Consider the following 19,999-nt stretch of genomic DNA (forward strand, 5'->3'; position numbering starts at 1 on the left):
CGGTCGGGTGCGGCCCTCGACTCTGCCTATCAGGATAACTATGCCGCTGTCCTCGCCAGAAGCACAGACGCTAGACCCGCTGATGCCGGGTTATTCGTTCAATCTGTATCTGGTGGCCGGCATTACGCCGATCATCGAAGATGGCCCGCTCGATTTTGTAATCGATCGGCCCAAGGGCATGCAGGGCTACATCATCAACATGACGGTGGCCGGGCAGGGCAAGGTGTTTGATGGCGAAGACGCCTTTTATACCGATCCCGGCGACTTGCTGTTATTTGCGCCAGAAACCGTGCATTACTACGGCCGCGCGCCGGGTAGTCCCAACTGGTACCACCGCTGGATCTACTTCCGTCCGCGCGCCTATTGGGCGCCGTGGCTCAAGTGGCAGGACCACACGCGTGATGTGGGCAAACTGCGTTTGCCAGACAAGCAACTGGTGGCCGAATTCGACGAACTGTTCCAGCAGATCGACCGTACCCACCGGGAAGGCCGCGTCACCAGCGAAGAACTGGCGATCAATCTGCTGGAGCGCTTGCTGATCCGCGCCTATGAAGTATCGCCGGAAAACCAGCCCAAGCCGCTGGACGCACGCGTGCAGGAAGCCTGTCAGTTCATCACCCGGCATCTGGGCCAGGATATCGGACTGGATGAAATCGCGCGCCATGTCTGCCTGTCGCCATCGCGACTGGCGCATCTGTTCCGCGAGCAGGTGGGGGTGAACATTCTGCGTTGGCGCGAAGACCAGCGCATCATCCTGGCCAAGCATCTGTTGCATAGTTCGCGCACGCCGATAGCCCGGATTGCCGGTACGGTGGGCTATGAAGATCAGCTGTATTTTTCGCGCGTATTCCGCAAGCGGGTGGGCGTTAGCCCGAGTGAGTTCCGCAAGACCAGCGGCGAGCCCTTGTACCCCTATCAAAGTGCCAGCATGACCTGGCCGCATATGGAACTGGATGTGCCAGATAACGGCATGGAGTTCTATTTGTAACGATGTGGGCGCATCGCCGGGCAACGTGTAGGCCATCGGCCGATAGATTTGGCGGCACGATGTCTTTAGCCTGACAAAGGTAGACAACCAAGCCCGGCCGGCCATGCGCACTTCGACCTTTTTGCTGGCGCTCAGCACCGCCTTCAGTGCGGCGTTTGTGTTCGCCACCCCTTGCCACGATCTGGTGGACAACAATCAGCGCCTTAACTGCTATGACCAGTGGTTTGGCAAGCCGGATGCTGCAATTCCGCCCATCAGTGGCGACACTGCCGATGCCAGTGCGCCCGCTGCGGCCAAGGTGGCGGACGCGTCGGCGCCCGCAGGCGCGGATGCTTCGGCGGTGGCTGCCGCCAAGCCCGAGCATCACTTCTGGCAAGACTTTGCCTTGCGCGACGCGCCTGGCCCCAACGCGACTAACCCGGCGGTGATTTCGGTCACCAAAAGCGGCGAAGAGAATTCGTCGTCGCTGGTGCAAGCTGCCCTGACCTGGCGTATGGGCAATAAATTCTTGCCGCAGCAACTGCATGACTGGGGCTGGAGCTGGTATTCGTCGATCTGGGCCAACCATAATTCGGCCTCGTCCAGCATCTCCAACTCGCGCGGTTTACAAGTCGGTGCCGCCGGAACGGTGTTTGATGCCGAACGCGATGGCTTTGCGTTGGGTACGTCGGCCAACTTCAATATCCGCCAGGACAAAGCGGCCGATACGCTGACGCAGGGGATCGCCGTCGATACCCGCTTGATCGTGCCCAACCTGCTGGTCTCCGGGCAACCGTACACGCGTGGCCGGATGTCGTGGTTTGTCTATCCGCTGGCTGGTGTCTACATCGACCATCTGGCTGAAGTACCGGAAGGGCAAACCAGTGGCACGGCAGCTGGTGGCTATATCGGCATCCAGGGCGATTACTACCCCGGTGGCTATTTGTGGCGGCTTAAATTCCACGCCGCCAGCAACGCCGCCAAGGATCTGTTTATCAATCCCGGCATGAACCGCCGCTTCTCGCGCCTGACGCGCTTTGGCATTGATTACTCGCTGGCCACCGGCAATGGCAGCGGGCCGCGCCAGCCCATCGTGCCGTCGCTATCGCTGGAACGGATTATTGGTGACAACTTCCTCGACGGCACCGCCTATATCGCGGAAACCGTGTTGTCGCTGAAGGTGCTGACCAACTAAGCGGCCATGTCAGTCCGTGGTGCTTAGCGCACCATGGCGGGCAGGGCGGCAATGGCGCTAAGAATGGCCCAGGCACCGACGCCAATCCACATCGTCAGCCAGGTCAGATCGCGCGTGTCTTCGTCGCGCGCGTGTCCCAGCATGGCGGGCACGCCGTGGTACAGCATGGCGCATGACGCCACGATGCCTGCCAACGCGCACATGATGTTGAACGGCACATTCGGTACAAACAGCGTCAGCGATGAAATCCACAGCGGCACGGCCGCCAGTGAAGCCAGTAAAAACGCGCTATCAAACGAGGTTTGCGGCGAAATGCCGCGCGCCAGACGGTGGATCAACTCGCCCATCAAACGCACGGTAAACAACTCGGCCGCCAGGAACAGCAAGGCAAACCCGGCCCAGCCCGACAAGGCCAGCCCGGGGGCGTAATAGCCGCCGTTGCTGGCGCCGGCGTACAGCAACATCAGGGTGGGCAACACGGCCAGCGGCAACACCATGCGCAAAAAAGTCAGCCGCGCCGTTGGGGTATGCGCGTGCAGACGGTCCCAGCCTTGATGGTCTGAAACCAGCATGTGGGAATAATCAGAAAAGGCAGCACGATTCATGGTCAGCTCCTTGCGGCGCGGCTGGCGTCCGGCACTATGCCAACGTCATGGCTGCGTCACAGGCTTCGACTGTTTGATCGGGGCAAACGATCTGCCGTCCAGCAGAGCAAGCCCGGGATAAGCGCAGTGTTGTCCGCACCGGGGGATTGCGTTGGCGCCCGCAAAATTCCGCTACAATCGCACCTTTGCCTCTTACTGCAAGCCCGCTATGAGCCACGAAGCCCCCGCACCGATCAGCAACTTCATCCGTCAAGTCATCGATGCCGATCTGGCCTCCGGCAAGCACGCCAGCATCGTTACGCGTTTTCCGCCCGAGCCCAATGGCTATCTGCACGTCGGCCATGCCAAATCCATCTGCCTCAACTTTGGTCTGGCCCAGGATTACACCGGCCTGTGCAATCTGCGCATGGACGACACCAATCCCGAGAAAGAAGAAGACGAATACATCGCCGCCATTCAAGAAGACGTGCAGTGGCTGGGCTACACCTGGGATGGCCAAGTCCGTTACGCCTCCAACTATTTTGATCAGCTGTACGCGTATGCCGAAGAACTGATCCAGGCGGGCAAGGCGTACGTCGATGATCTGACGCCCGAAGAAATGCGCCAGTACCGCGGCAACCTGAACGAGCCGGGCAAAGACAGCCCGTATCGCAGCCGCACGCCGGAAGAAAACCTGGCACTGTTCCGCCAGATGCGCGATGGCGCTTTTCCGGATGGCAGCAAGACCTTGCGCGTCAAGATTGATATGGCCTCGGGCAACATCAATTTGCGCGATCCGGTGATCTATCGCATCCGCCGCGCCACGCACCATCAGACCGGCGACAAGTGGTGCATCTACCCGATGTACGACTACACCCATTGCATCTCGGACGCGCTGGAAGGCATTACGCATTCGCTGTGCACGCTGGAATTTGAAGACCATCGCCCGCTGTACGACTGGGTGCTGGACAACATCACCATCCCGGCTCACCCGCAACAGATTGAATTTTCGCGTCTGGAATTGCTGAGCGTGGTGACCTCCAAGCGCAAGCTCAAGCAACTGGTTGACGAACATCTGGTGACGGGTTGGGATGATCCGCGCATGCCCACCATCAGCGGCATGCGTCGTCGCGGCTACAGCCCGGACGGCATCCGCTTGTTTGCACAACGCGCCGGTGTATCGAAGACACCCAATGTGGTCGATTTCTCGTCGCTGGAAGGCGCCGTGCGCGAGACGCTGGAAGAAGCCAGCCCGCGCGTGATTGCCGTGCTTGATCCGATCAAGGTGACGCTGACCAACTTCGAGCCCGGCGTAACCGGCAGCCGCAGCGCGCCGTTCCATCCGCATCACGAAGAATGGGGCGAGCGTGAAATCCCGCTGGCGCGTGAAATCTATATCGAGCGCGAAGACTTTGCCGAAGTACCGCCGCCCAAGTGGCAACGCCTGACACCCGGTGGCGAAGTGCGTTTGCGTTATTCCTATGTCATCAAATGCGACGAAGTCATCAAGGACAGCGCCGGTGTGGTGGTAGAGCTGAAATGCTCGCTGGACAAAGACACGCTGGGGCAGAACCCGGTGGGGCGCAAGGTCAAGGGCGTGATTCACTGGATTTCGGCCGAGCACGCCATCGAAGCCGAAGTGCGCTTGTACGATCGCCTGTTTACCGTGCCGCGTCCCGATGCTGTGCGCGGCGAAGACGGCGAATATGTCGACTTCAAACAGTTCATGAATCCGGCCTCGCTGACCGTGATCACCGGCTATGTAGAACCGGTGGTGCGCGACGCTGCGCCAGAAACGCGCTATCAGTTTGAACGCCTGGGTTATTTTGTCACCGATCGCAAAGACCACGTGGCCGGGGGCAAGCCGGTGTTTAACCGCACCGTTACGCTCAAAGACACCTGGGCCACCCAGGGTCAGGCCTGATGCGCCCGTCGTGGCTGCAACAGTGCGGCATGGTGCTGGCGCTGTTATCCGTCCTTGCCAGGGCGGCTGACGCAGGCGATGCGCTGGATCTGAGCGCATCGACCACGCCAGCCAGCGCCCACCTGGCGGCGGCGCTGACGCGGCCGGTGTATATCGGCCGCGAAGGCGAGCACCCGGTGCAGGTGGCGATGGGTTTTTTGAATGAACACGTCGGCAATGAATACGGTTTATTCGATTACCAGCGCCTGCAGATTACGCAACTGGCTTATAGCAAAGATCTGCAGCACGTCAGCGTGACGGTGTTGCTGCAAGGTCTGCGCAATAGCACGCGCAGTGCCGAGCGCTTTGAGTTGCAGCAAGCCTACGTCGGCAAGACCTGGCAAATAACCCAGGCGCGTCAGGACTGGAAATGTGCACGCGGCGGCTGGACCCAGCGGCCCTGCCAGTAGCCAGCGCGGGCTTGCAGTCCGTGCCAGCCTGGCGACCTGGCGTTGTAACACGCGATCTTTACAGTGCGGCCCTGGTTGGGCGCGCCGGTTCGGCTGCTGAATCGGCCGCTTGTGCCAGATTGCCGCTTGGCAGCGTTGCCGCAAGCCGGTATTATCCGTGCCCCTTGGCAACATCCGGCCCGGCGTAGGCATTGCCTATGCGACCACCACAGGACACCCGCTCGATGGCTAGCCCTCTGCAGAATGACGTTTTCTTGCGCGCTTTGATGCGCGAACCGGTGCCGTACACGCCGGTGTGGCTGATGCGTCAGGCTGGCCGCTATCTGCCGGAATATCGGGCGACGCGCGCCAAAGCGGGTTCCTTCCTTGATCTATGCAAATCGCAGGATTACGCGACCGAAGTCACACTGCAGCCGCTGGAACGCTTTCCGCTGGATGCCGCGATTCTGTTCTCGGACATTCTGACCGTGCCCGATGCCATGGGCCTGGGTTTGTACTTTGCCGAAGGCGAGGGCCCGAAGTTTGAGCGCCCGTTGCGCGACGAAGCCGCCATCAAGGCATTGACCGTGCCCGATGTCGGCGCGGAGCTGGGCTATGTATTCAACGCCGTCAGCAGCATCCGCAAGGCCCTTGATGGCCGCGTGCCGCTGATAGGCTTTAGCGGCAGCCCGTTTACGCTGGCCTGCTACATGATTGAAGGCGGCGGCTCGGACACCTTCAGTCGCGTCAAAACCATGTTGTACGACCGGCCTGAACTGCTGCACCACATCCTTGATGTCAACGCCCGGACCGTGGTCGAGTATCTCAATGCCCAGGTCGATGCCGGTGCCCAGGCGCTGATGATTTTTGATACCTGGGGTGGCGCACTGGCCGCTGGCAAGTATCAGGAATTCTCGCTGCGTTATATGCAGCAGGTGGTCAGCGGTCTCAAGCGTGAAGCCGATGGCCGCAAAGTGCCGGTCATTCTGTTTACCAAGGGTGGCGGTTTGTGGCTGGAACAGATGGCCGATACCGGTTGCGATGCGCTGGGTCTGGACTGGACGGTGGACCTGGGTGATGCCCGCCAGCGCGTGGGTGACCGGGTGGCGCTGCAAGGCAACTTTGACCCGAACGCGTTGATGGCATCGCCGACTGCCATCCAGGCCGAGGTGGGACGATTGCTCGGCGCCTACGGCACGGGCACCGGCCATGTGTTCAATCTGGGCCATGGCATCAGCCAGTTTACTCCGCCCGAAAATGTCGCAGCCTTGGTGGAAAGCGTGCACAAGCTTTCATTACCCTATCATGACTAAGTTTTTGCGCTTTTTTTAAAATCGATACAAAGACGCGTATCGCTAATGCGGCGGTGCGTCAAGTAGCGGTGAGTTATACACAGCGTTTGGCAGCGTCATTTATCTTTGTCAAGCCCTGCGCGCAAGGAATCGACAAAACGCGGCGTTTTTACTAAGTTACTGTTTTTTAACGACTTTATTTTAAAGTGTAAAAAATAGGCAACCTAGCTGTGATCAAGATGTAATGCGGGTTAGGGGCGCATACCCGCATTTTTCTCACAAAGTTATCCACAATAACTGTGGGTATTTTTGGATGGCATAAACTGGTGCACGCTGCGGTCGTCAGTTACTTACAAGTGGCACTGGATGTGCCGCTTCAGCGCACTTTCGACTACCTCTGGGCAGGTCCTGCGCCAACAGTGGGCCGCCGGGTTGTGGTGCCATTCGGCAAGCAAACCCTGGCCGGTGTAGTCGTCGCTGTCAGCGCTCAGCTGGACCCCGCGCGCGGCGTTAGCGTTGCCCAACTCAAAGCGGCGCAGGCCATCCTTGATGACATGCCCCCGTTGCCCGCCGACGTGCTGGCGCTCTGCAAATTCTGTTCCGACTATTACGCCTGGCCTTTGGGGCAGGTGATCTCCGCCGCGTTGCCCGGTGCTCTGCGGCAAGAGCAGCCGTGGCAGGGCGGGCAAGCGCTGCAATTCTGGCAAGCGCGTGATCTGACCGAACTGCTGAGCCAACTCAGCCCGCGCGCACACAAACAGCGCGCCGTGGCCGCAGCGCTGGCCGTACCGCGCAGCATCGAGCAAGTACGCGCCGTCGCCAGCGACGGCGGACGTTGGCTGAAGGAGTGGATCGCCGCCGGTTGGGTCATCGAGGCCGTGCCCGAGGCTGACACCGCGCCGCCGCGGGCCAGCGCCCATCCCGAACTGACTGCAGGCCAGGCCAACGCGGTCGCACAGCTCAACCAGGCGCAGGGTTATCGCCCGTTCTTGTTGTACGGCGTTACCGGCAGCGGCAAGACCGAGGTCTATCTGCGCGAAATCGAGGCCCGCTTGGCGCATGGCGGCCAGGTACTGGTGCTGGTGCCCGAAATCAATCTGACGCCACAGCTGGAAGCGCGCTTCCGCCTGCGTTTTCCGCAAGAACATATCGTCGCCCTGCATAGCGGCCTCGCCGATGGCGAGCGTACGCGCAACTGGCTGCTGGCGGCGCAAGGCCGCGCGCGCATCGTGCTGGGCACGCGGCTGGCAGTGTTTACGCCCTTGCCGCATCTGGCGCTGATTGTGGTGGACGAAGAGCACGATCAGTCCTATCGCCAGCAAGAAGGCTTTCGCTATTCAGCGCGTGACGTGGCGGTGTATCGCGCCCGCCAGGCCCAGGTCCCCATCGTGCTGGGCAGCGCCACGCCCTCGATCGAAAGCTGGCGCAATATGCGCGAAGGCCGTTATGCCTTGCTGACGCTGGGCCAGCGCGCGGTCAGCGGTGCTAAAGCCCCGCAGATGACCTTGATTTCAACGCAGCAACAACGGCTGTTTGATGGCCTGACCCAAACCGCCATCAATACCTTGCGCGATTGTCTCGATGCGGGCCAACAGGCACTGGTGTTTATCAATCGGCGTGGCTATTCGCCCGTGCTGGCATGCCATGAATGCGGCTGGATCGCCTCCTGTAAGCGCTGCGATGCGCGCCTGGTTTTGCATCGCGAAGACCGCCGTTTGCGCTGTCATCACTGCGGCTGGGAAAGCCCGCCGCCTGCGCAATGTCCGGATTGCGGCAACGCTGATCTGCAGCCGCTGGGCTTTGGCACGCAGCGGCTGGAAGAAACGCTGACCAGCTTGTTCCCCGATACCCCACCGCTGCGTATCGACCGCGACAACACGCGCCGCAAAGGCAGTCTGGATGCGATGTTGCAACAAGTGCATGCCGGCGAAGCACGCCTGCTGGTGGGCACGCAAATGCTGGCCAAGGGCCATGACTTTGCCGGATTGAGCCTGGTGGTGGTGGTCAATGCCGATGCTGGATTGTTTTCTACTGATTTCCGCGCGCAAGAACGGCTGTTTGCCCAACTGCTGCAGGTGGCAGGACGGGCAGGGCGCGCGGGCTTGCCGGGGCGCGTGCTGATCCAGACCCGCTATCACGACGATCCCTTCTATCCGCAATTGTTGGCTGGCGATTACGCTGCATTTGCCGATCGCGTATTGCAAGAACGTAAAGCCAACGATTTGCCGCCCTATGCCGCGTGGGCAATGCTGCGGGCCGAATCAAAGGTGTTGATGCGCGCGGTGGTGTATTTGCGCGAGGCGGTGCAATTGCTGCGCACGCAGCCAGGTATTCATGCTGGCGCGCCCATTCCGGCCTTGATGATGCGCAAAGCCAATCAGGAGCGGGCACAAGTGCTGGTGTCGTCGTCGTCACGCCCGGCGTTGCAAAGCGCCATGCGCTTTCTGATGGGTGAGTTATTGCAAAAGAAAGCGCCGGGCGTGCGCTGGTATATCGATATCGATCCGTCTGAGGCATAAAAAAACCCGGCTGTTGCAGCCGGGTTTTTTTATATCGAGTGCGGGAGGTGATCAGATCGCATCTTCGTCGGTTTCGCCAGTACGGATACGCACGGCTTGTTCGACGCTGGTAACAAAAATCTTGCCATCACCAATCTTGCCCGTGCGCGCCGCCACCTGGATGGCCTCGACGGCCGCATCCACCTTGTCGGCCGGCAGCACCACTTCCACCTTGATCTTGGGCAGGAAATCAACCACGTATTCCGCGCCGCGATACAACTCGGTGTGACCCTTCTGGCGGCCGAAGCCTTTGACTTCAGTAACAGTCAGACCAGAAATACCAATCTCGGACAACGCTTCGCGCACTTCGTCCAGTTTGAACGGCTTGATAATCGCTTCGATTTTTTTCATTTTTTCGGTCCTGTAAAAACACGTGTGCGGGATGCGGACGATCAAACGCCAGTATAGCCACGCCGATGCGCGCGGCAACCATGCCGATCAGCGCGATCCTAATTGCAGCGTATGGCTCGGCCCCATGCGGTCCAGCAAAGCCGTAAACATGGCTTCTTTGCCCGGGGTCGGGGTAAAAGTCAGCGCGCCGGTCGGGCCATTATTGGTGATCGCACCGCCACCGCTGATCGCCAACATGCCGCCCTGCGGTTGCATGGCCCAGTTGGTGGCGGCGCCTTGTTGCTGCACATTGATCAGATAGTTGCCAAATGGATTGACCTGCGGCGTGACCAGCGAACTGGCGTCCTGCCACAGAATGCTGGTTTGCTCGAAATGGTTTTGCGCCAGCGCCGCAGCGCGGATTTGCAGATCGCCGCCCAACTGAAACGGCGACAGCATCTTGACCTGCGCCATCAAAGGACTGGCTGGCACGGTCATGGACACGTTTTCCAGCCGCCATCCGGCCGCCGACAACACGGCGCGCGCTGTGCCAGCCGGGGCATCGGCGTAGTGGGTTTCGAGCTGCCATGCCAACGCGCCTTTTAACAAGGCGCCCGGCTGCCAATGCCAACGCACATCCTGCAGCAACTGCTGGCCACCTACGCCAAGCTGGCCAATGCGGCCTTCCCACAAAGTGCCGCTGACGTCACCGGCCTGGACCGGAGCCGGCAAGGTGGCGGCAAACAGCACGGTGGGCAAACGCAAAAAAGCAAATACGCCAAACAACAACAGGCCAAACCACAGCAAGGGGTGACGATAACGTTTCATCGGGTCACCACTGCGGTGAAATGGACGATGCCATTGTTTTGTTCGCTCGAAATATCTGCGCTCACGGCGTGCGCCCCGGTTTCGCGCTGCAGACCGCTGAGTAAATCCAGCACTTGATTAAAGGCCACTTCGGTGGCGTCGATCTTGAGACGGTTGTCCGGCTGTGCCTGCAAGTCGGCCTTGATATTGCGCAGGCCCAGACTGGCGGTGACGGCCTGACGCAAGTCATCACTCCGCGCCGCGCCGGGGGCGCCACCTGCCGCCTTGATCAAGGCGATGCTGCGTTGCATTTGCGCCAGATCAGCCTGCAAACGTGGCAGTTGTCGGCTGAGGGCAGCACGCTGATTGACCAAGGGCTCCCACAAGGCCACATACAACAGGGCGATCAGGATGACGGCAGCCGCCGCGCCCAACATCGCGCGTTCGCGCGGTGCGCGGGCCAACCAGAAGGCTAAAAACCTGGCTTTCATTGTGCTGCTCCGCCCAGGCGCAAGGTGGTCACGCCACCGGCCCCGGCTTGCGCGTCGGCCTTGAGGCCGGCGCTGGTCAATTTCTGCTGCACCGCCGCTACATCGGCAGTCGGAATATCTATCTGCAAGCGGCCGCTGTCGTAACGCAGGCGCTTGAGCGTCAGCGGCCCGATGCCATCCAGCTTTTGCAGCATCGCGGTCAGGTCACCGCTATTGTTGTTGCCGCGATCAGCGCCGCTGCTATGCAACTGGCTTTGCAATTGCAAGACCGGATCCACAATCGGCACGCCCGGGAAAGCTGCGGCAAAGGTCTGGCGCAGCTCGCGTTGCAGGCTGGCCACCTCGCTACGCAAAGACCACCAGTTGATCAAGGCACTGACCAACCCAACCACCACCACGGCCGCCAGCAGCAGACCCGCGCGGCGTAGCCGCAGCACGTCGACCGGAACCCTTACCTTGGGCGAGAGTTCGCCTTGCAATAGATTGATCGCATCAACCCGCGCCGGATCACCACACAAATCCGGCCAGGCCAGCTCTTGCACCGGACGGTCTGCGGTCCAGGCGTTGGCGACTTGCTCATCATCAAACCAGGCCACTTCGTCGCGCAGCACCAGCATGACGCCGCCGTCCATCACGGCGCGCGAGGTTTCTTCTTGCGGCTCGACCAGATCAGAAATCGCATATGCCGCGCGCGGCCGATGGTGCGTGCTGGCCAGCAAACCGGCCCAGCCACGCAACCAGTTGCGGTCGGTTGCAACTACGCGCGTCTCGGCATTGGCCGCCGGGCCCGCAGCCAGATGCAAGGCGCTGGTATCGCTCAGCACACGCTCTTCCAGCGCATGCGGCAGCAGCGCGCGCAGCTTCTGCATCGATTGCGCGGGCAGAGCCAACAGATATTGAGAATAGCGAGTGGCTGGCACCAGCAGCTCGATTGCGGCGGCTTGCGGCCATTGCGCCACCGTGCCGCTGCCATGTTGCAGCTGACCGGAGGGTTCGATACCACACCAGCGCACCGGGGTATCGGGCGAGGGCGGCCCGTCAATCACGACGCGCAGGGTGGCAAAAGAAGTCGGGGAAAGGCTCACGAATACGGTCACTCAATGCGGGATGAATGCGGCAAGAAAGCCAGCCTTTACTTACTATAGATCGGCGTGGACTTTAGCCCCGTTTGACGGCGCGAGTATGCCATAAACCATGTGACACCAGCAGGTGCGCGCGCAGCGTTTGTTTTTGGTGCGACATATCCTTTATACTCCCGGTCTGCCTCAAAACGGCTGGCAGCTGAGTACGTCCAAACGTACGCTGCGCTGGCCGTTTTTGCATTCCGGCATCGGGAGCAAAGGCAACGCGAGCGTGGCGGAATTGGTAGACGCCCTGGATTTAGGTTCCAGTGTCGAAAGGCGTGGGAGTTCGAGTCTCCCCGCTCGCACCAGACACAGAAGTCGCCAGACTTCGCAAAAGCCCGGAAGGCCCCGTTAGTACAGGGTTTCCGGGCTTTTTTGTTTTTGCGGCCATACCGTTATTTACACCGAAGCAAGTCCCCGCTAGGCGGCTTTTTATGCCCGGCGGCGAGCGGCTCTGCCTGAGCCTTCACGCACGCAAGCAAAATCCTGCAGATTCTTGCGGATTGGACCGGCGGCCAACCTAATATAATTTGATCTCAAGAATCCTTTCGGCAAGACGGTGTGGAATATTTTTGCTTGCCAGCCTATCCGATAAAACACTGATGTTTTGATTGCGAAGTCCGCTTTCAAATCCTTCGTGTGAGGCGGTTTCCCAGGAGAATCTGACGGGGATGATGATGTGGGCGATATCAGAATAATTGAAAGGTTGCATCCAGGAGCCATCATCAGCAATTCCATAATCAGAAACGTCAATCTTGCGGGGCAAACCGCTTTGCCAGTATCCGCAGTCTTCGGTCAACCTTTGAAACGTAGTCCAGGAACACCAGGATGAACTCCTGGCGGCTAACGAGTTGCCGTCGCCAAGCTCATTGATTGCCACGACGAAAAAAGATTTCCAATCAGCATCTGTCATTACAGTCATTTTTATGACCCTGCGCGGTAAGTGAAAATAAGAGAGGCCTCTTTCGCGTTGGTGGCGTGGAAACGTGGACGCGAATGGGGAGTCGGGCCACACTGGTCGGGGTAGTCAAAAGGATGTTCAACCACTGATGATCCATCCGGCAAGCCGTAGCCGTAATTCTGTGGATAACAAGTCCGCACGGGTGCTGATTGAAACCTGGCGCCGGGAATACAACGAGGAAAGACCGTGCCGAATTCGGCCGGATCGTGATATCAGAGCCTGGGTCGCATATTCGCGCCGGCAGCTTATTTAGCCTTTCCACACGAGGCTTGAAGCGCATCAATGTCATATTGATGTTGGCGTTCCATTTTTTGTCTCAAGTTACTCTGCACAATGTGGACTGCCCCGGATTCTGTAGACAAACGCAAGCCTCACGCCGCAGCCAGTTCAAAGGCCTCCAGACTGATGCCGCAAGGTGGCTGCGGCTTGACAGCCCCTTCCACGCGTAGCAAAGCAGGAATTGCCAACGGAAATTGACCCGACGGGATCCGTCTATGCGCGCGGATTTCCACCTACATAAGCACAGACATTTTTGTTATCCGCGATCTGAAAACTCTCCTATCATCACGTGGCATTGAAGGGCCGCCAAAGGGTTCTGCATAAAAAAGTCATACTGCTGCTTCGAAAAAACCCACCGTTTAGCTATTTTGTAGTCAAGTTGATATAAGTATCCATGTCTTCCATCCGGCATTTCAACGCGGAAATAAACGTCATTCCCATTATCTATGCACCAAACAACTTGAATAATTTCGCCCTTCTTAATATTGTGTGCGACCTCTCTGTGATCAAAGGGGATATTGGCATCCGTTTTATATAAAACCACATCCTTTTGAAGGGTTATTTCGTAGCCTGATGGTGCGACGACCAGCAATGCAGCCATCAATATGACGAGCAGAGTAAAAGCTAGTTTTCGCATCATGGCGCCGACCTGTACCAAATAACCTTGGAAACCGAGCCACTATTCAGCAGTTCTTGCTCACCCCCCGGGGTAATAGATGGCGAAAAATTGACCCAGCATTCATTAGGTATCAAGCGTAATGTCCTCCCAAGGCTCAATAGAGATAAGCCATTCCAGCGTGCGACGGCGCTCCTCTAACGTTAATTGATCGTTATTGTGGTCGGCAGACGACGTGTGATGATGTTCGCGGCTAAACCAATGCCAGCAATATGCAAGGTCGCATTTCGCAATCAGCTCTTGCCGTCGCCCGGCAGCTGGACCTGCCGGAAGATGAGCTGGCCTTCATTTTCAAAGGGCATTTCCAGCCCGAAGACCAGGCCCGGCTGGCGAACTACATTGCCGTGCTCGAAGGTGCAGCCTGACACCAAAGGTGACAGCGGCAGGAGTATTGCCAGGACACCCCCCTCATTACCCCCAGAAACGCCCGCCAAACACCCACCCCTGCGGTGGCAGTCTGGTGGCAAGTTTTACGTTTTCAAATCAGGATGTTGAGGCGTTCCTGCCGAAAGCTCGGTGGCAGCGGGCAAGTCAGGGTTTTTCCGTTTATTTCATATGGATCAAAAGGTTAGTCATGCGGGCGGGCCTGCGTATGGTGTATATGCCTTTATGCGTTAAGGGAACGGAGCCGCCAGACCGCCATAAATGACCCACCGGACGGCCCGAAACCACCAACGCAAAGCGTCCCCACCCATTCCGCTGGCGGCAGCCTGCGGCAGTCCAACAGGCCAGCACACCACCGCCGGACGAGTAGATAAAAAGTAGGCGATTAGTAGATAAAAAGTAGGCGTTTTGTAGGCAAAGCAGGCACTGGTAGGTAAAAAGTAGATGTTTAGTAGGCAAAAAGTAGACGATTCCCGGCTCGCACATCCCGCCAGAAACGACAATGCCCACCAAGGCGGTGGGCATTGTCGTTTCTATGTCTGCTCATTGCTGTCTATAGAGGCTTTAGGATCAGCGAGCATTTTTCTGATGGCAAAACCCACCATCAGTACCCCAGCAACCAATGCCCCCAACCCAATCAGGCCATGCCAACTCCAAAATGGGCTGTCCCACAATGAGGAAGCACCTATCCCAATGAGTAGCAATCCGAGCAACCCATTTGGCAGTTTTTCCCACGGCAGAAATGCAAGTCCCATTTAAGCTCTGGCCCAATTAAATAGGGGTACAGGCACTGGATTTTCTACCACTCGTCGCGCCGCTTTTGGATATTTTCACCGCCCTCATCATCGGGCTTGTCACCATCACGCATAGATGCCAAAAAGCTAAACGACTCAAAGATCGCTGCTAAGGCTCCAACAATAATCGAGGTGCCGGTCCAGGAGATCAGATAAAAAATCGTCGCCAGAGTAGCCAAAATAATAGTTGGTTTACCAATACGGTAGGTCATGGTTCTTATATCCCAGCCATTTCAATTCATACGCTGTGTCAAAACAATCCTGGACCCAATGATCATTTCTGACATACAGGCGCAGGGGTAGGTTCTGTCGTGCATTTAGAAGAGCAATATGCTGCGACAGAAGCTTGGCAAGCAATATTAACGACAGCAGCATCTTCTGGCTGAGCGAGACCTAACCACTTCATGGGGGATGTCACGCTACACACCTTTTTAAGTGACTGCGCACAATCCGAAAAACACTTCAAATTAAGGTTTGACGTAGGCGGAATATACGGCGGGCTATCGTTTTGGTGGCAAATCAATGGATTGAATCCGAGAACTTCGCAGTACGAAGCACGAGGATGATCACCTCCTCGCAACCCCAAAGGGTCCGTCTGACCGATAGGATTGCCGCCCACATATGCATAAGTATTAATCCCCCCACCCAACCCAACCCAACCCAACCCAACCCAACCCAACCCAACCCAATCGGATCGGACTGGATATACCGCCCCAAGTATGGATCATATTCGCGATAGCCATTGCTGCTACGCGAAATCTCCTTGTCCCAGTACTGCCCCGGCAAGCGCAGGTTATACACAAACGTATTGCCCGTGCCTTGCGGATCTTCATACGGATTCGGTGCCGGTCCGAACGGGTTGGTTTCCCAGCGCCACACCACCTTGTTGGTGGCGGGGTCGGTCACCTGTTTCGGGCTGCCCAAGTGGTCGGGCCAGACGTAGTACGCCACGGCCGTGCCCGCCCTGTTCAGGCGCACCGCGGCCACCGGCCAGTCGCCCAGGTAGACCGTCTCCTGCACCTTCTTGCCGGTGCCGTCGTACGCGCCGAGGATGTGGCCGGCTTCGTCTTGGAGAGGTGAGTCGCCACACCGCCGGCGGTTTTCCACGCCGAACGAGATGTGCCACCTCGGAGGAAGATGTTCTCGGTTATTGAACGTGCGCCGGTATTTAGGCCATGCGCATACGCAGCCTGGCGGGCAGCATACTGTTGATTGAATGACTTTCTGCGGACGAGCAAAGCCCGCCTTTACCAAAAGGTGCAGGAACCACGCCTACTATTCACTTCTGGTGTCAACGATCACACTCCGCAGATAAACTTGCCGGCATCCCTCAGATGCGTCCGCGATGCAACCCGATCACTGCTCTTCTAGATATCGATGCCAATAAATTTCCAATGCATGTTTCGCCCCAAAATCGCCATGCTGAATCTTAAGATGCTGGAGCACCGTCGCGATTACCTGCCTTTGCTGTTTGTTGAAAAATTTTAATTTCTTTTCAATCCAAGAAACCCTTGGCTCTCCGTTCGATACGGGCGGGGTTAACGTGTTAATGACGGTGTCCACCAAGGCATCTGCCTCGCAATAGTGCGCCACAATCAGATCGAGGTAAGCCGGTATGTAATAGCCAAAAGCGACATCAGAAAGACTCCCTAAAGCGTCTTCCGTATGAAATAGCGACATTAAGTCAATATTATTCCAGGTCTTGCCTTGAAATAAATTCGCCGCCTGTGCTGCCCCATCTGAAAGGCCACATTCTGGCGAAATTAAATCTGCATCCGAAAGCAAGCGCGCAGTCCCAAAATGATTTTTTATGGACAGTCTAATTAACGTATTTTCCATTAGTTACAACCTTTCAATTGCGAGTGGAGCTGGCAAGCATACATGGTGCCTCGCACGGTCTCTCTTTCAAGTTGATGTGCTAAGTCGCCCCCACGAAAGCATTGATTCATAATATTGTTTCTGGCATCCACGCTTGATTGCCCTGCGTTCGTTTTGTCACGAATCACTGCGCAACTATCCATTGGCGAGCATTTTCTCGGCTGATCGCAGCTCTGGCCTTTTTTATCTTTTAGATGGTTCGAGTGATCGTCATTGCAGTCGGCCGGGGGCGGCGGATTATTTACAGTGCCGCAGACTTTTTTCCACCATTTTTGCGCTTGAGCTGGGAGGCCAGGCGGCGAATCTGGTAACTGTTCTGATGGTGGCGAAGTCACACATGCTGCGCCATCAGGTAGAAAGCACTAATTCCGGATTCGCGCCTTCGGTTCTTCCTGGGTACTGCGCTACTCTTTCCTCTTAAGCCCGGCATGTTGGAATTGAAATCCGACGGGAAATTTGGTCTTGTCGCTATATACAGCTGAGTCAAATAAGACTTGATCGAGTTTCGCATCTGTAAAATCTGCGCCGCTCAGATCAACGTATCCGCCCATGTTGTCAGGCAGGAAGGAAGCGCCCGTTAAATCTGCACCCGCAAAACTTGCATCTTCAAAGCTACCTCCAAAAAATTTCGCACCTTGCATTCGTGCGCCATCAAATTTTGCATCAATACCTAACGCTAGATAGAACTCACTGCGATTTAAATCCGATCCGCCGAAATTGGCACCATACATAGCAACGCCTTCAAATCGAGCACCTTGTAAGATGGCTTCGCTTAAATCGCAATCTTGCAGGCTTCCCTGTTTAAAACAAGCGTTTTGCCTGACTTCATTCACGCTGATTCTCCATGATCGTGATTTCATTGATTGATGGAAGTAGTGCAACTACCCATTAAGCCTTTTCAGAAATTTCATCAAGGGATTGGAACCAGATTCCTTGGAGGAAAGATTACTCTCAATCCTTCACTAACTATCCAATACGTAAGCCCAAATCCTGTAGTAACACCGGCAGCTTTTTTCACTGCTCCGTTGTTGCTATCGAGGCAGATTGCCGGGGGAGGGGGCGATGGAGGACCACCGCGTCGGTCGCGACAATCCTGCTCATTTTTCTCCAAATCCTTCTTATATTTATCACGCAGTTGCTCATGGCCCCACACAGAATCTTTTAACGCTCCCCCCGGGCCGGAAAATCCCGGTGCATAGTATGGAAAGTTCTGCGGATTATTAGCCAGGTTATCGAGTTGCCGTTGTACTTCTGTTTTCAAGTTAGCGATACGCTTTGGGATGTTTTTGCACCCTTGACTGTTGGGATCCATAGGACTGTTTGACAAACCCGCTTTGGCGAGTCCGAGCCAATCCGAATAGGAGTTTGGATTCCCGTCCACATATGCGTATGTATTGATGCCCCCACGCAGCCCGATCGGATCGCTCTGGATATACCGCCCCAGGTACGGATCATATTCGCTGACCCCGTTACTGCTCCGCAAAATTTCCTTGTCCCAGTACCGGCCCGACGAGGTAAACAGCAAGGTAGCGGCCAACGCTGATCCGTCGGCACCCAGCAAACAGACCCCAAACAGCACAAACAACAACGCCCACCTGGCTGGTGGGCGTTATCGGTATCACGCTCTTTCTTTCCCTTCTGCCGCAGCTTTCTTCCTGGATTTGGCCCACGCAAACCATGCGACCAAATAAATGCCGTATGCCACATCAGCCCAGGATGGAGTGAACGGGATGCAAAATGCATAAGCTGCGCCAAGCACCGTGGCCCCGGCAAAGAGATATTTTTCCCACGTCATAAATGTTCTTTGATGTCCGATTCAAGATTGAAACGTCATTGATCACATGACAGCTTGGGCTTCACGTGGGGTGTGGGCTATCAACGCTCGGCCAAAGCCCTAACGGGTCGATTGCGCCTAAAGGGTTGCCGTTTACATATGCATAAACTTTATGCGGGTTTATCGATGTTAAGAGGCGGCTACATCGACAGCTTTATCCATGATTAATGAGAACTCTTGCGCCAAATCCTGTCCATAAATCAGGGATATGTATTCAAGGCAAAAATTCCTCGACGATCTTGACTTTGTTGCAAGAAAATCCAGTAGAAAAAGAAGTGCTGAATAATCTTTTCTTCCATTGTCACTTTCCCAAATCCCAATCTGGGAAAAAGGATTCTCTTCTGGCCATGATTTTTTTATATCTAGCGCACTAGCCAATTTTATTGCACTCATAAAATGCTCTCGCCCAAGCAATGATCGATCCCGATCATTGCTATCAGCAAGATGCGCGCCAACCAACATTCTTGCAGGCAAATGACTTGGCGTGTCTCTTAGAATTTCCTCGCAAAGCGCCAGTGCGCCGTCGATATCTTCTTCATTTATATATTTCGCATATGCGGTCGCGAATAATGTATCAGTCCCTGTGGGTTTTTCTTCATTTGGTGCCATTGTTTTTCCTTAATGCGAAAACAGGTAAGAAGTTGCTGTTGCAGGAACTGCCACTTCGGGGGCCAACACATAAAACAGCCCCCCACCACTATACCCAGCAGGAAACATATCCATATTCGAGCTGCCGGGAGGCGCAGAGCTCGGGGCCCCTGCCGTTGGCGTACCTGGTTGACCGGAAACAGCTGGCGGTGGTCCGGGCGGAAAATTGGTATCGCACCATTGGCGAGCAGCATCTACTTTAGCTTGCGTGGAAGAATCAAGAATGCAAACGTCTTGCTGCCACTTTCTCAGTTCTGAGCAACGGTCCTTCATCTTTTGATCGTGGGTGCCATCGTTCTTGTAGTTGTCTTGCCAATGTTCAAACCCCCGTGACCCTGGCCAATCATCAGGGTTGTTTCGCAAAGACTGGCTATGACTGGGGCCGCGTCCCGCCAGTCCCAATGGATCAAACTCATTTAGAGGATTAGCGCTCGTATATGCATAAATCTTTCCAGACCCTACATACCGGCGGCCTTCTCAAAGCATGTTATGCCTTCGGCATCCAGGCAAATCCTGGAGCCATCGCCGCCCTCCAGTTTTGCTCGCCAAAATCCTGCCTCACCCGTGGCCGTAGTACCATGCCAAACAATCCCGGATAGCGATATGACTCCGGCGTTTTTATCGTCCCACTCCCATGTCCCAGAAATACTTTCAGTTTTTCCCTGACTGGAAATTCTCAACGAGTATGTCTTCCCCGTTTTAATCTCAAGGCTGTACTCAGCATAACCATTTTTTAGTGAATACTTTCCTTCTGGCGTTATCTGCTTGGGCTGACAAGCTGTTAGCCCAAGCACACAAAATAGAAAAAGTGCGAAAACTTTAATCATCGAAGTGGTTCCGTCCAA

The 19,999-nt window shown here is 56.4% G+C and carries 24 protein-coding genes and 1 tRNA gene; 8 read left to right on the forward strand and 17 right to left on the reverse strand.

The genetic code is table 11. The features are described from left to right. Positions 1–40: 40 nt before the first annotated feature. Together araC and ACYQ1A_RS02715 are read left to right on the forward strand one after the other, a co-directional pair. Positions 41–988, forward strand: a complete 948-nt coding sequence (gene araC, locus ACYQ1A_RS02710; RefSeq protein WP_499360016.1) for an arabinose operon transcriptional regulator AraC — start codon at positions 41–43, stop codon at positions 986–988. Positions 989–1,091: 103 nt separating this feature from the next. Further along, on the forward strand, positions 1,092–2,162 hold the full coding sequence (locus tag ACYQ1A_RS02715) for a hypothetical protein (protein WP_499360018.1): 1,071 nt from the start codon (positions 1,092–1,094) through the stop codon (positions 2,160–2,162). Positions 2,163–2,185: 23 nt separating this feature from the next. On the opposite strand, the gene ACYQ1A_RS02720 is transcribed toward ACYQ1A_RS02715, so the two are convergent. Then, on the reverse strand, positions 2,186–2,767 hold the full coding sequence (locus tag ACYQ1A_RS02720; protein WP_499360020.1) for a Yip1 family protein: 582 nt from the start codon (positions 2,765–2,767) through the stop codon (positions 2,186–2,188). 208 nt (positions 2,768–2,975) lie between these two features. Here ACYQ1A_RS02720 and ACYQ1A_RS02725 point away from each other — a divergent pair, with 208 nt between their 5' ends. From ACYQ1A_RS02725 to ACYQ1A_RS02740, 4 genes are all read left to right on the forward strand, one after another. Further along, the gene (locus ACYQ1A_RS02725) at positions 2,976–4,670 is read left to right on the forward strand and encodes a glutamine--tRNA ligase/YqeY domain fusion protein (RefSeq protein WP_499360022.1); all 1,695 of its coding nucleotides are present in this window, start codon (positions 2,976–2,978) and stop codon (positions 4,668–4,670) included. Continuing rightward, the gene (locus ACYQ1A_RS02730; protein WP_499360023.1) at positions 4,670–5,119 is read left to right on the forward strand and encodes a hypothetical protein; all 450 of its coding nucleotides are present in this window, start codon (positions 4,670–4,672) and stop codon (positions 5,117–5,119) included. The genes ACYQ1A_RS02725 and ACYQ1A_RS02730 overlap by 1 nt, the downstream gene beginning before the upstream one ends. A gap of 224 nt (positions 5,120–5,343) precedes the next feature. Further along, positions 5,344–6,411 carry a uroporphyrinogen decarboxylase gene (hemE, locus tag ACYQ1A_RS02735; RefSeq protein ID WP_499360025.1) on the forward strand — a complete coding sequence of 356 codons (1,068 nt, stop codon included), beginning with the start codon at positions 5,344–5,346 and terminating at the stop codon, positions 6,409–6,411. Positions 6,412–6,716: 305 nt separating this feature from the next. Further along, on the forward strand, positions 6,717–8,909 hold the full coding sequence (locus ACYQ1A_RS02740; RefSeq protein ID WP_499360027.1) for a primosomal protein N': 2,193 nt from the start codon (positions 6,717–6,719) through the stop codon (positions 8,907–8,909). A 51-nt stretch (positions 8,910–8,960) separates the two neighbouring features. Here the strand turns inward: ACYQ1A_RS02740 and ACYQ1A_RS02745 are convergent, their stop codons facing one another. The 4 genes from ACYQ1A_RS02745 to gspL all read right to left on the reverse strand — a co-directional run bounded on the left by ACYQ1A_RS02745 (position 8,961) and on the right by gspL (position 11,661). Further along, positions 8,961–9,299 (reverse strand): P-II family nitrogen regulator, encoded by a 339-nt coding sequence (locus ACYQ1A_RS02745; RefSeq protein WP_053937095.1) that lies wholly within the window; start codon positions 9,297–9,299, stop codon positions 8,961–8,963. A gap of 87 nt (positions 9,300–9,386) precedes the next feature. Then, entirely contained in the window at positions 9,387–10,106 is a 720-nt protein-coding gene (gene gspN / locus ACYQ1A_RS02750; RefSeq protein WP_499360030.1) for a type II secretion system protein N, read from the reverse strand. Further along, positions 10,103–10,576 carry a type II secretion system protein M gene (locus ACYQ1A_RS02755; RefSeq protein WP_499360031.1) on the reverse strand — a complete coding sequence of 158 codons (474 nt, stop codon included), beginning with the start codon at positions 10,574–10,576 and terminating at the stop codon, positions 10,103–10,105. Before ACYQ1A_RS02755 ends, gspN begins: the two co-directional genes overlap by 4 nt. Further along, positions 10,573–11,661, reverse strand: coding sequence for a type II secretion system protein GspL (gene gspL / locus ACYQ1A_RS02760; RefSeq protein WP_499360033.1), 1,089 nt, complete (start codon positions 11,659–11,661; stop codon positions 10,573–10,575). The genes ACYQ1A_RS02755 and gspL overlap by 4 nt, the downstream gene beginning before the upstream one ends. A gap of 262 nt (positions 11,662–11,923) precedes the next feature. Here gspL and ACYQ1A_RS02765 point away from each other — a divergent pair. Further along, positions 11,924–12,008, forward strand: a tRNA-Leu gene (locus tag ACYQ1A_RS02765). A 212-nt stretch (positions 12,009–12,220) separates the two neighbouring features. On the opposite strand, the gene ACYQ1A_RS02770 is transcribed toward ACYQ1A_RS02765, so the two are convergent. Both ACYQ1A_RS02770 and ACYQ1A_RS02775 read right to left on the reverse strand, forming a co-directional pair. Next, positions 12,221–12,622, reverse strand: a complete 402-nt coding sequence (locus tag ACYQ1A_RS02770; protein ID WP_499360036.1) for a hypothetical protein — start codon at positions 12,620–12,622, stop codon at positions 12,221–12,223. 574 nt (positions 12,623–13,196) lie between these two features. Then, a complete protein-coding gene (locus tag ACYQ1A_RS02775; protein WP_499360038.1) occupies positions 13,197–13,580 on the reverse strand; it encodes a hypothetical protein in 384 nt (127 codons plus the stop codon). A gap of 248 nt (positions 13,581–13,828) precedes the next feature. On the opposite strand from ACYQ1A_RS02775, the gene ACYQ1A_RS02780 reads away from it, so the two are divergent. Next, a complete protein-coding gene (locus ACYQ1A_RS02780) occupies positions 13,829–13,981 on the forward strand; it encodes a hypothetical protein (RefSeq protein WP_499360039.1) in 153 nt (50 codons plus the stop codon). 552 nt (positions 13,982–14,533) lie between these two features. Here ACYQ1A_RS02780 and ACYQ1A_RS02785 read toward each other — a convergent pair. The 10 genes from ACYQ1A_RS02785 to ACYQ1A_RS02830 all read right to left on the reverse strand — a co-directional run bounded on the left by ACYQ1A_RS02785 (position 14,534) and on the right by ACYQ1A_RS02830 (position 19,981). Next, complete coding sequence (locus ACYQ1A_RS02785; protein WP_499360041.1) at positions 14,534–14,755, reverse strand: hypothetical protein; 222 nt, start codon at positions 14,753–14,755, stop codon at positions 14,534–14,536. A 44-nt stretch (positions 14,756–14,799) separates the two neighbouring features. Beyond that, complete coding sequence (locus ACYQ1A_RS02790; RefSeq protein ID WP_062224602.1) at positions 14,800–15,006, reverse strand: hypothetical protein; 207 nt, start codon at positions 15,004–15,006, stop codon at positions 14,800–14,802. 307 nt (positions 15,007–15,313) lie between these two features. Continuing rightward, positions 15,314–15,901: an RHS repeat domain-containing protein gene (locus ACYQ1A_RS02795; protein WP_499360043.1), complete on the reverse strand. Its 588-nt coding sequence runs from the start codon at positions 15,899–15,901 to the stop codon at positions 15,314–15,316. Between the two features lie 249 nt (positions 15,902–16,150). After that, positions 16,151–16,633: a DUF6714 family protein gene (locus tag ACYQ1A_RS02800; protein ID WP_499360045.1), complete on the reverse strand. Its 483-nt coding sequence runs from the start codon at positions 16,631–16,633 to the stop codon at positions 16,151–16,153. Continuing rightward, positions 16,633–17,007, reverse strand: coding sequence for a hypothetical protein (locus ACYQ1A_RS02805; RefSeq protein ID WP_499360047.1), 375 nt, complete (start codon positions 17,005–17,007; stop codon positions 16,633–16,635). The genes ACYQ1A_RS02800 and ACYQ1A_RS02805 overlap by 1 nt, the downstream gene beginning before the upstream one ends. 69 nt (positions 17,008–17,076) lie before the next feature. Further along, positions 17,077–17,505, reverse strand: coding sequence for a pentapeptide repeat-containing protein (locus ACYQ1A_RS02810; RefSeq protein WP_499360049.1), 429 nt, complete (start codon positions 17,503–17,505; stop codon positions 17,077–17,079). 77 nt (positions 17,506–17,582) lie between these two features. Further along, a complete protein-coding gene (locus ACYQ1A_RS02815; protein ID WP_499360345.1) occupies positions 17,583–18,251 on the reverse strand; it encodes an RHS repeat-associated core domain-containing protein in 669 nt (222 codons plus the stop codon). 39 nt (positions 18,252–18,290) lie between these two features. Then, positions 18,291–18,467 (reverse strand): hypothetical protein, encoded by a 177-nt coding sequence (locus ACYQ1A_RS02820; RefSeq protein WP_499360050.1) that lies wholly within the window; start codon positions 18,465–18,467, stop codon positions 18,291–18,293. Positions 18,468–18,635: 168 nt separating this feature from the next. Then, on the reverse strand, positions 18,636–19,115 hold the full coding sequence (locus ACYQ1A_RS02825) for a hypothetical protein (protein ID WP_499360051.1): 480 nt from the start codon (positions 19,113–19,115) through the stop codon (positions 18,636–18,638). Positions 19,116–19,612: 497 nt separating this feature from the next. Continuing rightward, positions 19,613–19,981, reverse strand: coding sequence for a hypothetical protein (locus ACYQ1A_RS02830; protein ID WP_499360052.1), 369 nt, complete (start codon positions 19,979–19,981; stop codon positions 19,613–19,615). Positions 19,982–19,999 lie beyond the last annotated feature (18 nt).

The sequence above is a fragment of the Silvimonas sp. JCM 19000 genome (assembly GCF_054652575.1).

Coding starts and splice junctions, on each gene's coding strand:
- ACYQ1A_RS02720 (WP_499360020.1), bottom strand. CDS start 2,767: ATGAATCGTGCTGCCTTTTCTGATTATTCCCACATGCTGGTTTCAGAC.
- ACYQ1A_RS02785 (WP_499360041.1), bottom strand. CDS start 14,755: ATGGGACTTGCATTTCTGCCGTGGGAAAAACTGCCAAATGGGTTGCTC.
- ACYQ1A_RS02825 (WP_499360051.1), bottom strand. CDS start 19,115: ATGGCACCAAATGAAGAAAAACCCACAGGGACTGATACATTATTCGCG.
- ACYQ1A_RS02780 (WP_499360039.1), top strand. CDS start 13,829: ATGCAAGGTCGCATTTCGCAATCAGCTCTTGCCGTCGCCCGGCAGCTG.
- ACYQ1A_RS02730 (WP_499360023.1), top strand. CDS start 4,670: ATGCGCCCGTCGTGGCTGCAACAGTGCGGCATGGTGCTGGCGCTGTTA.
- ACYQ1A_RS02745 (WP_053937095.1), bottom strand. CDS start 9,299: ATGAAAAAAATCGAAGCGATTATCAAGCCGTTCAAACTGGACGAAGTG.
- araC (WP_499360016.1), top strand. CDS start 41: ATGCCGCTGTCCTCGCCAGAAGCACAGACGCTAGACCCGCTGATGCCG.
- ACYQ1A_RS02820 (WP_499360050.1), bottom strand. CDS start 18,467: ATGACGTGGGAAAAATATCTCTTTGCCGGGGCCACGGTGCTTGGCGCA.
- ACYQ1A_RS02755 (WP_499360031.1), bottom strand. CDS start 10,576: ATGAAAGCCAGGTTTTTAGCCTTCTGGTTGGCCCGCGCACCGCGCGAA.
- ACYQ1A_RS02715 (WP_499360018.1), top strand. CDS start 1,092: ATGCGCACTTCGACCTTTTTGCTGGCGCTCAGCACCGCCTTCAGTGCG.
- ACYQ1A_RS02830 (WP_499360052.1), bottom strand. CDS start 19,981: ATGATTAAAGTTTTCGCACTTTTTCTATTTTGTGTGCTTGGGCTAACA.
- ACYQ1A_RS02775 (WP_499360038.1), bottom strand. CDS start 13,580: ATGATGCGAAAACTAGCTTTTACTCTGCTCGTCATATTGATGGCTGCA.
- hemE (WP_499360025.1), top strand. CDS start 5,344: ATGGCTAGCCCTCTGCAGAATGACGTTTTCTTGCGCGCTTTGATGCGC.
- ACYQ1A_RS02725 (WP_499360022.1), top strand. CDS start 2,976: ATGAGCCACGAAGCCCCCGCACCGATCAGCAACTTCATCCGTCAAGTC.
- ACYQ1A_RS02770 (WP_499360036.1), bottom strand. CDS start 12,622: ATGACTGTAATGACAGATGCTGATTGGAAATCTTTTTTCGTCGTGGCA.
- ACYQ1A_RS02800 (WP_499360045.1), bottom strand. CDS start 16,633: ATGGAAAATACGTTAATTAGACTGTCCATAAAAAATCATTTTGGGACT.
- gspN (WP_499360030.1), bottom strand. CDS start 10,106: ATGAAACGTTATCGTCACCCCTTGCTGTGGTTTGGCCTGTTGTTGTTT.
- ACYQ1A_RS02790 (WP_062224602.1), bottom strand. CDS start 15,006: ATGACCTACCGTATTGGTAAACCAACTATTATTTTGGCTACTCTGGCG.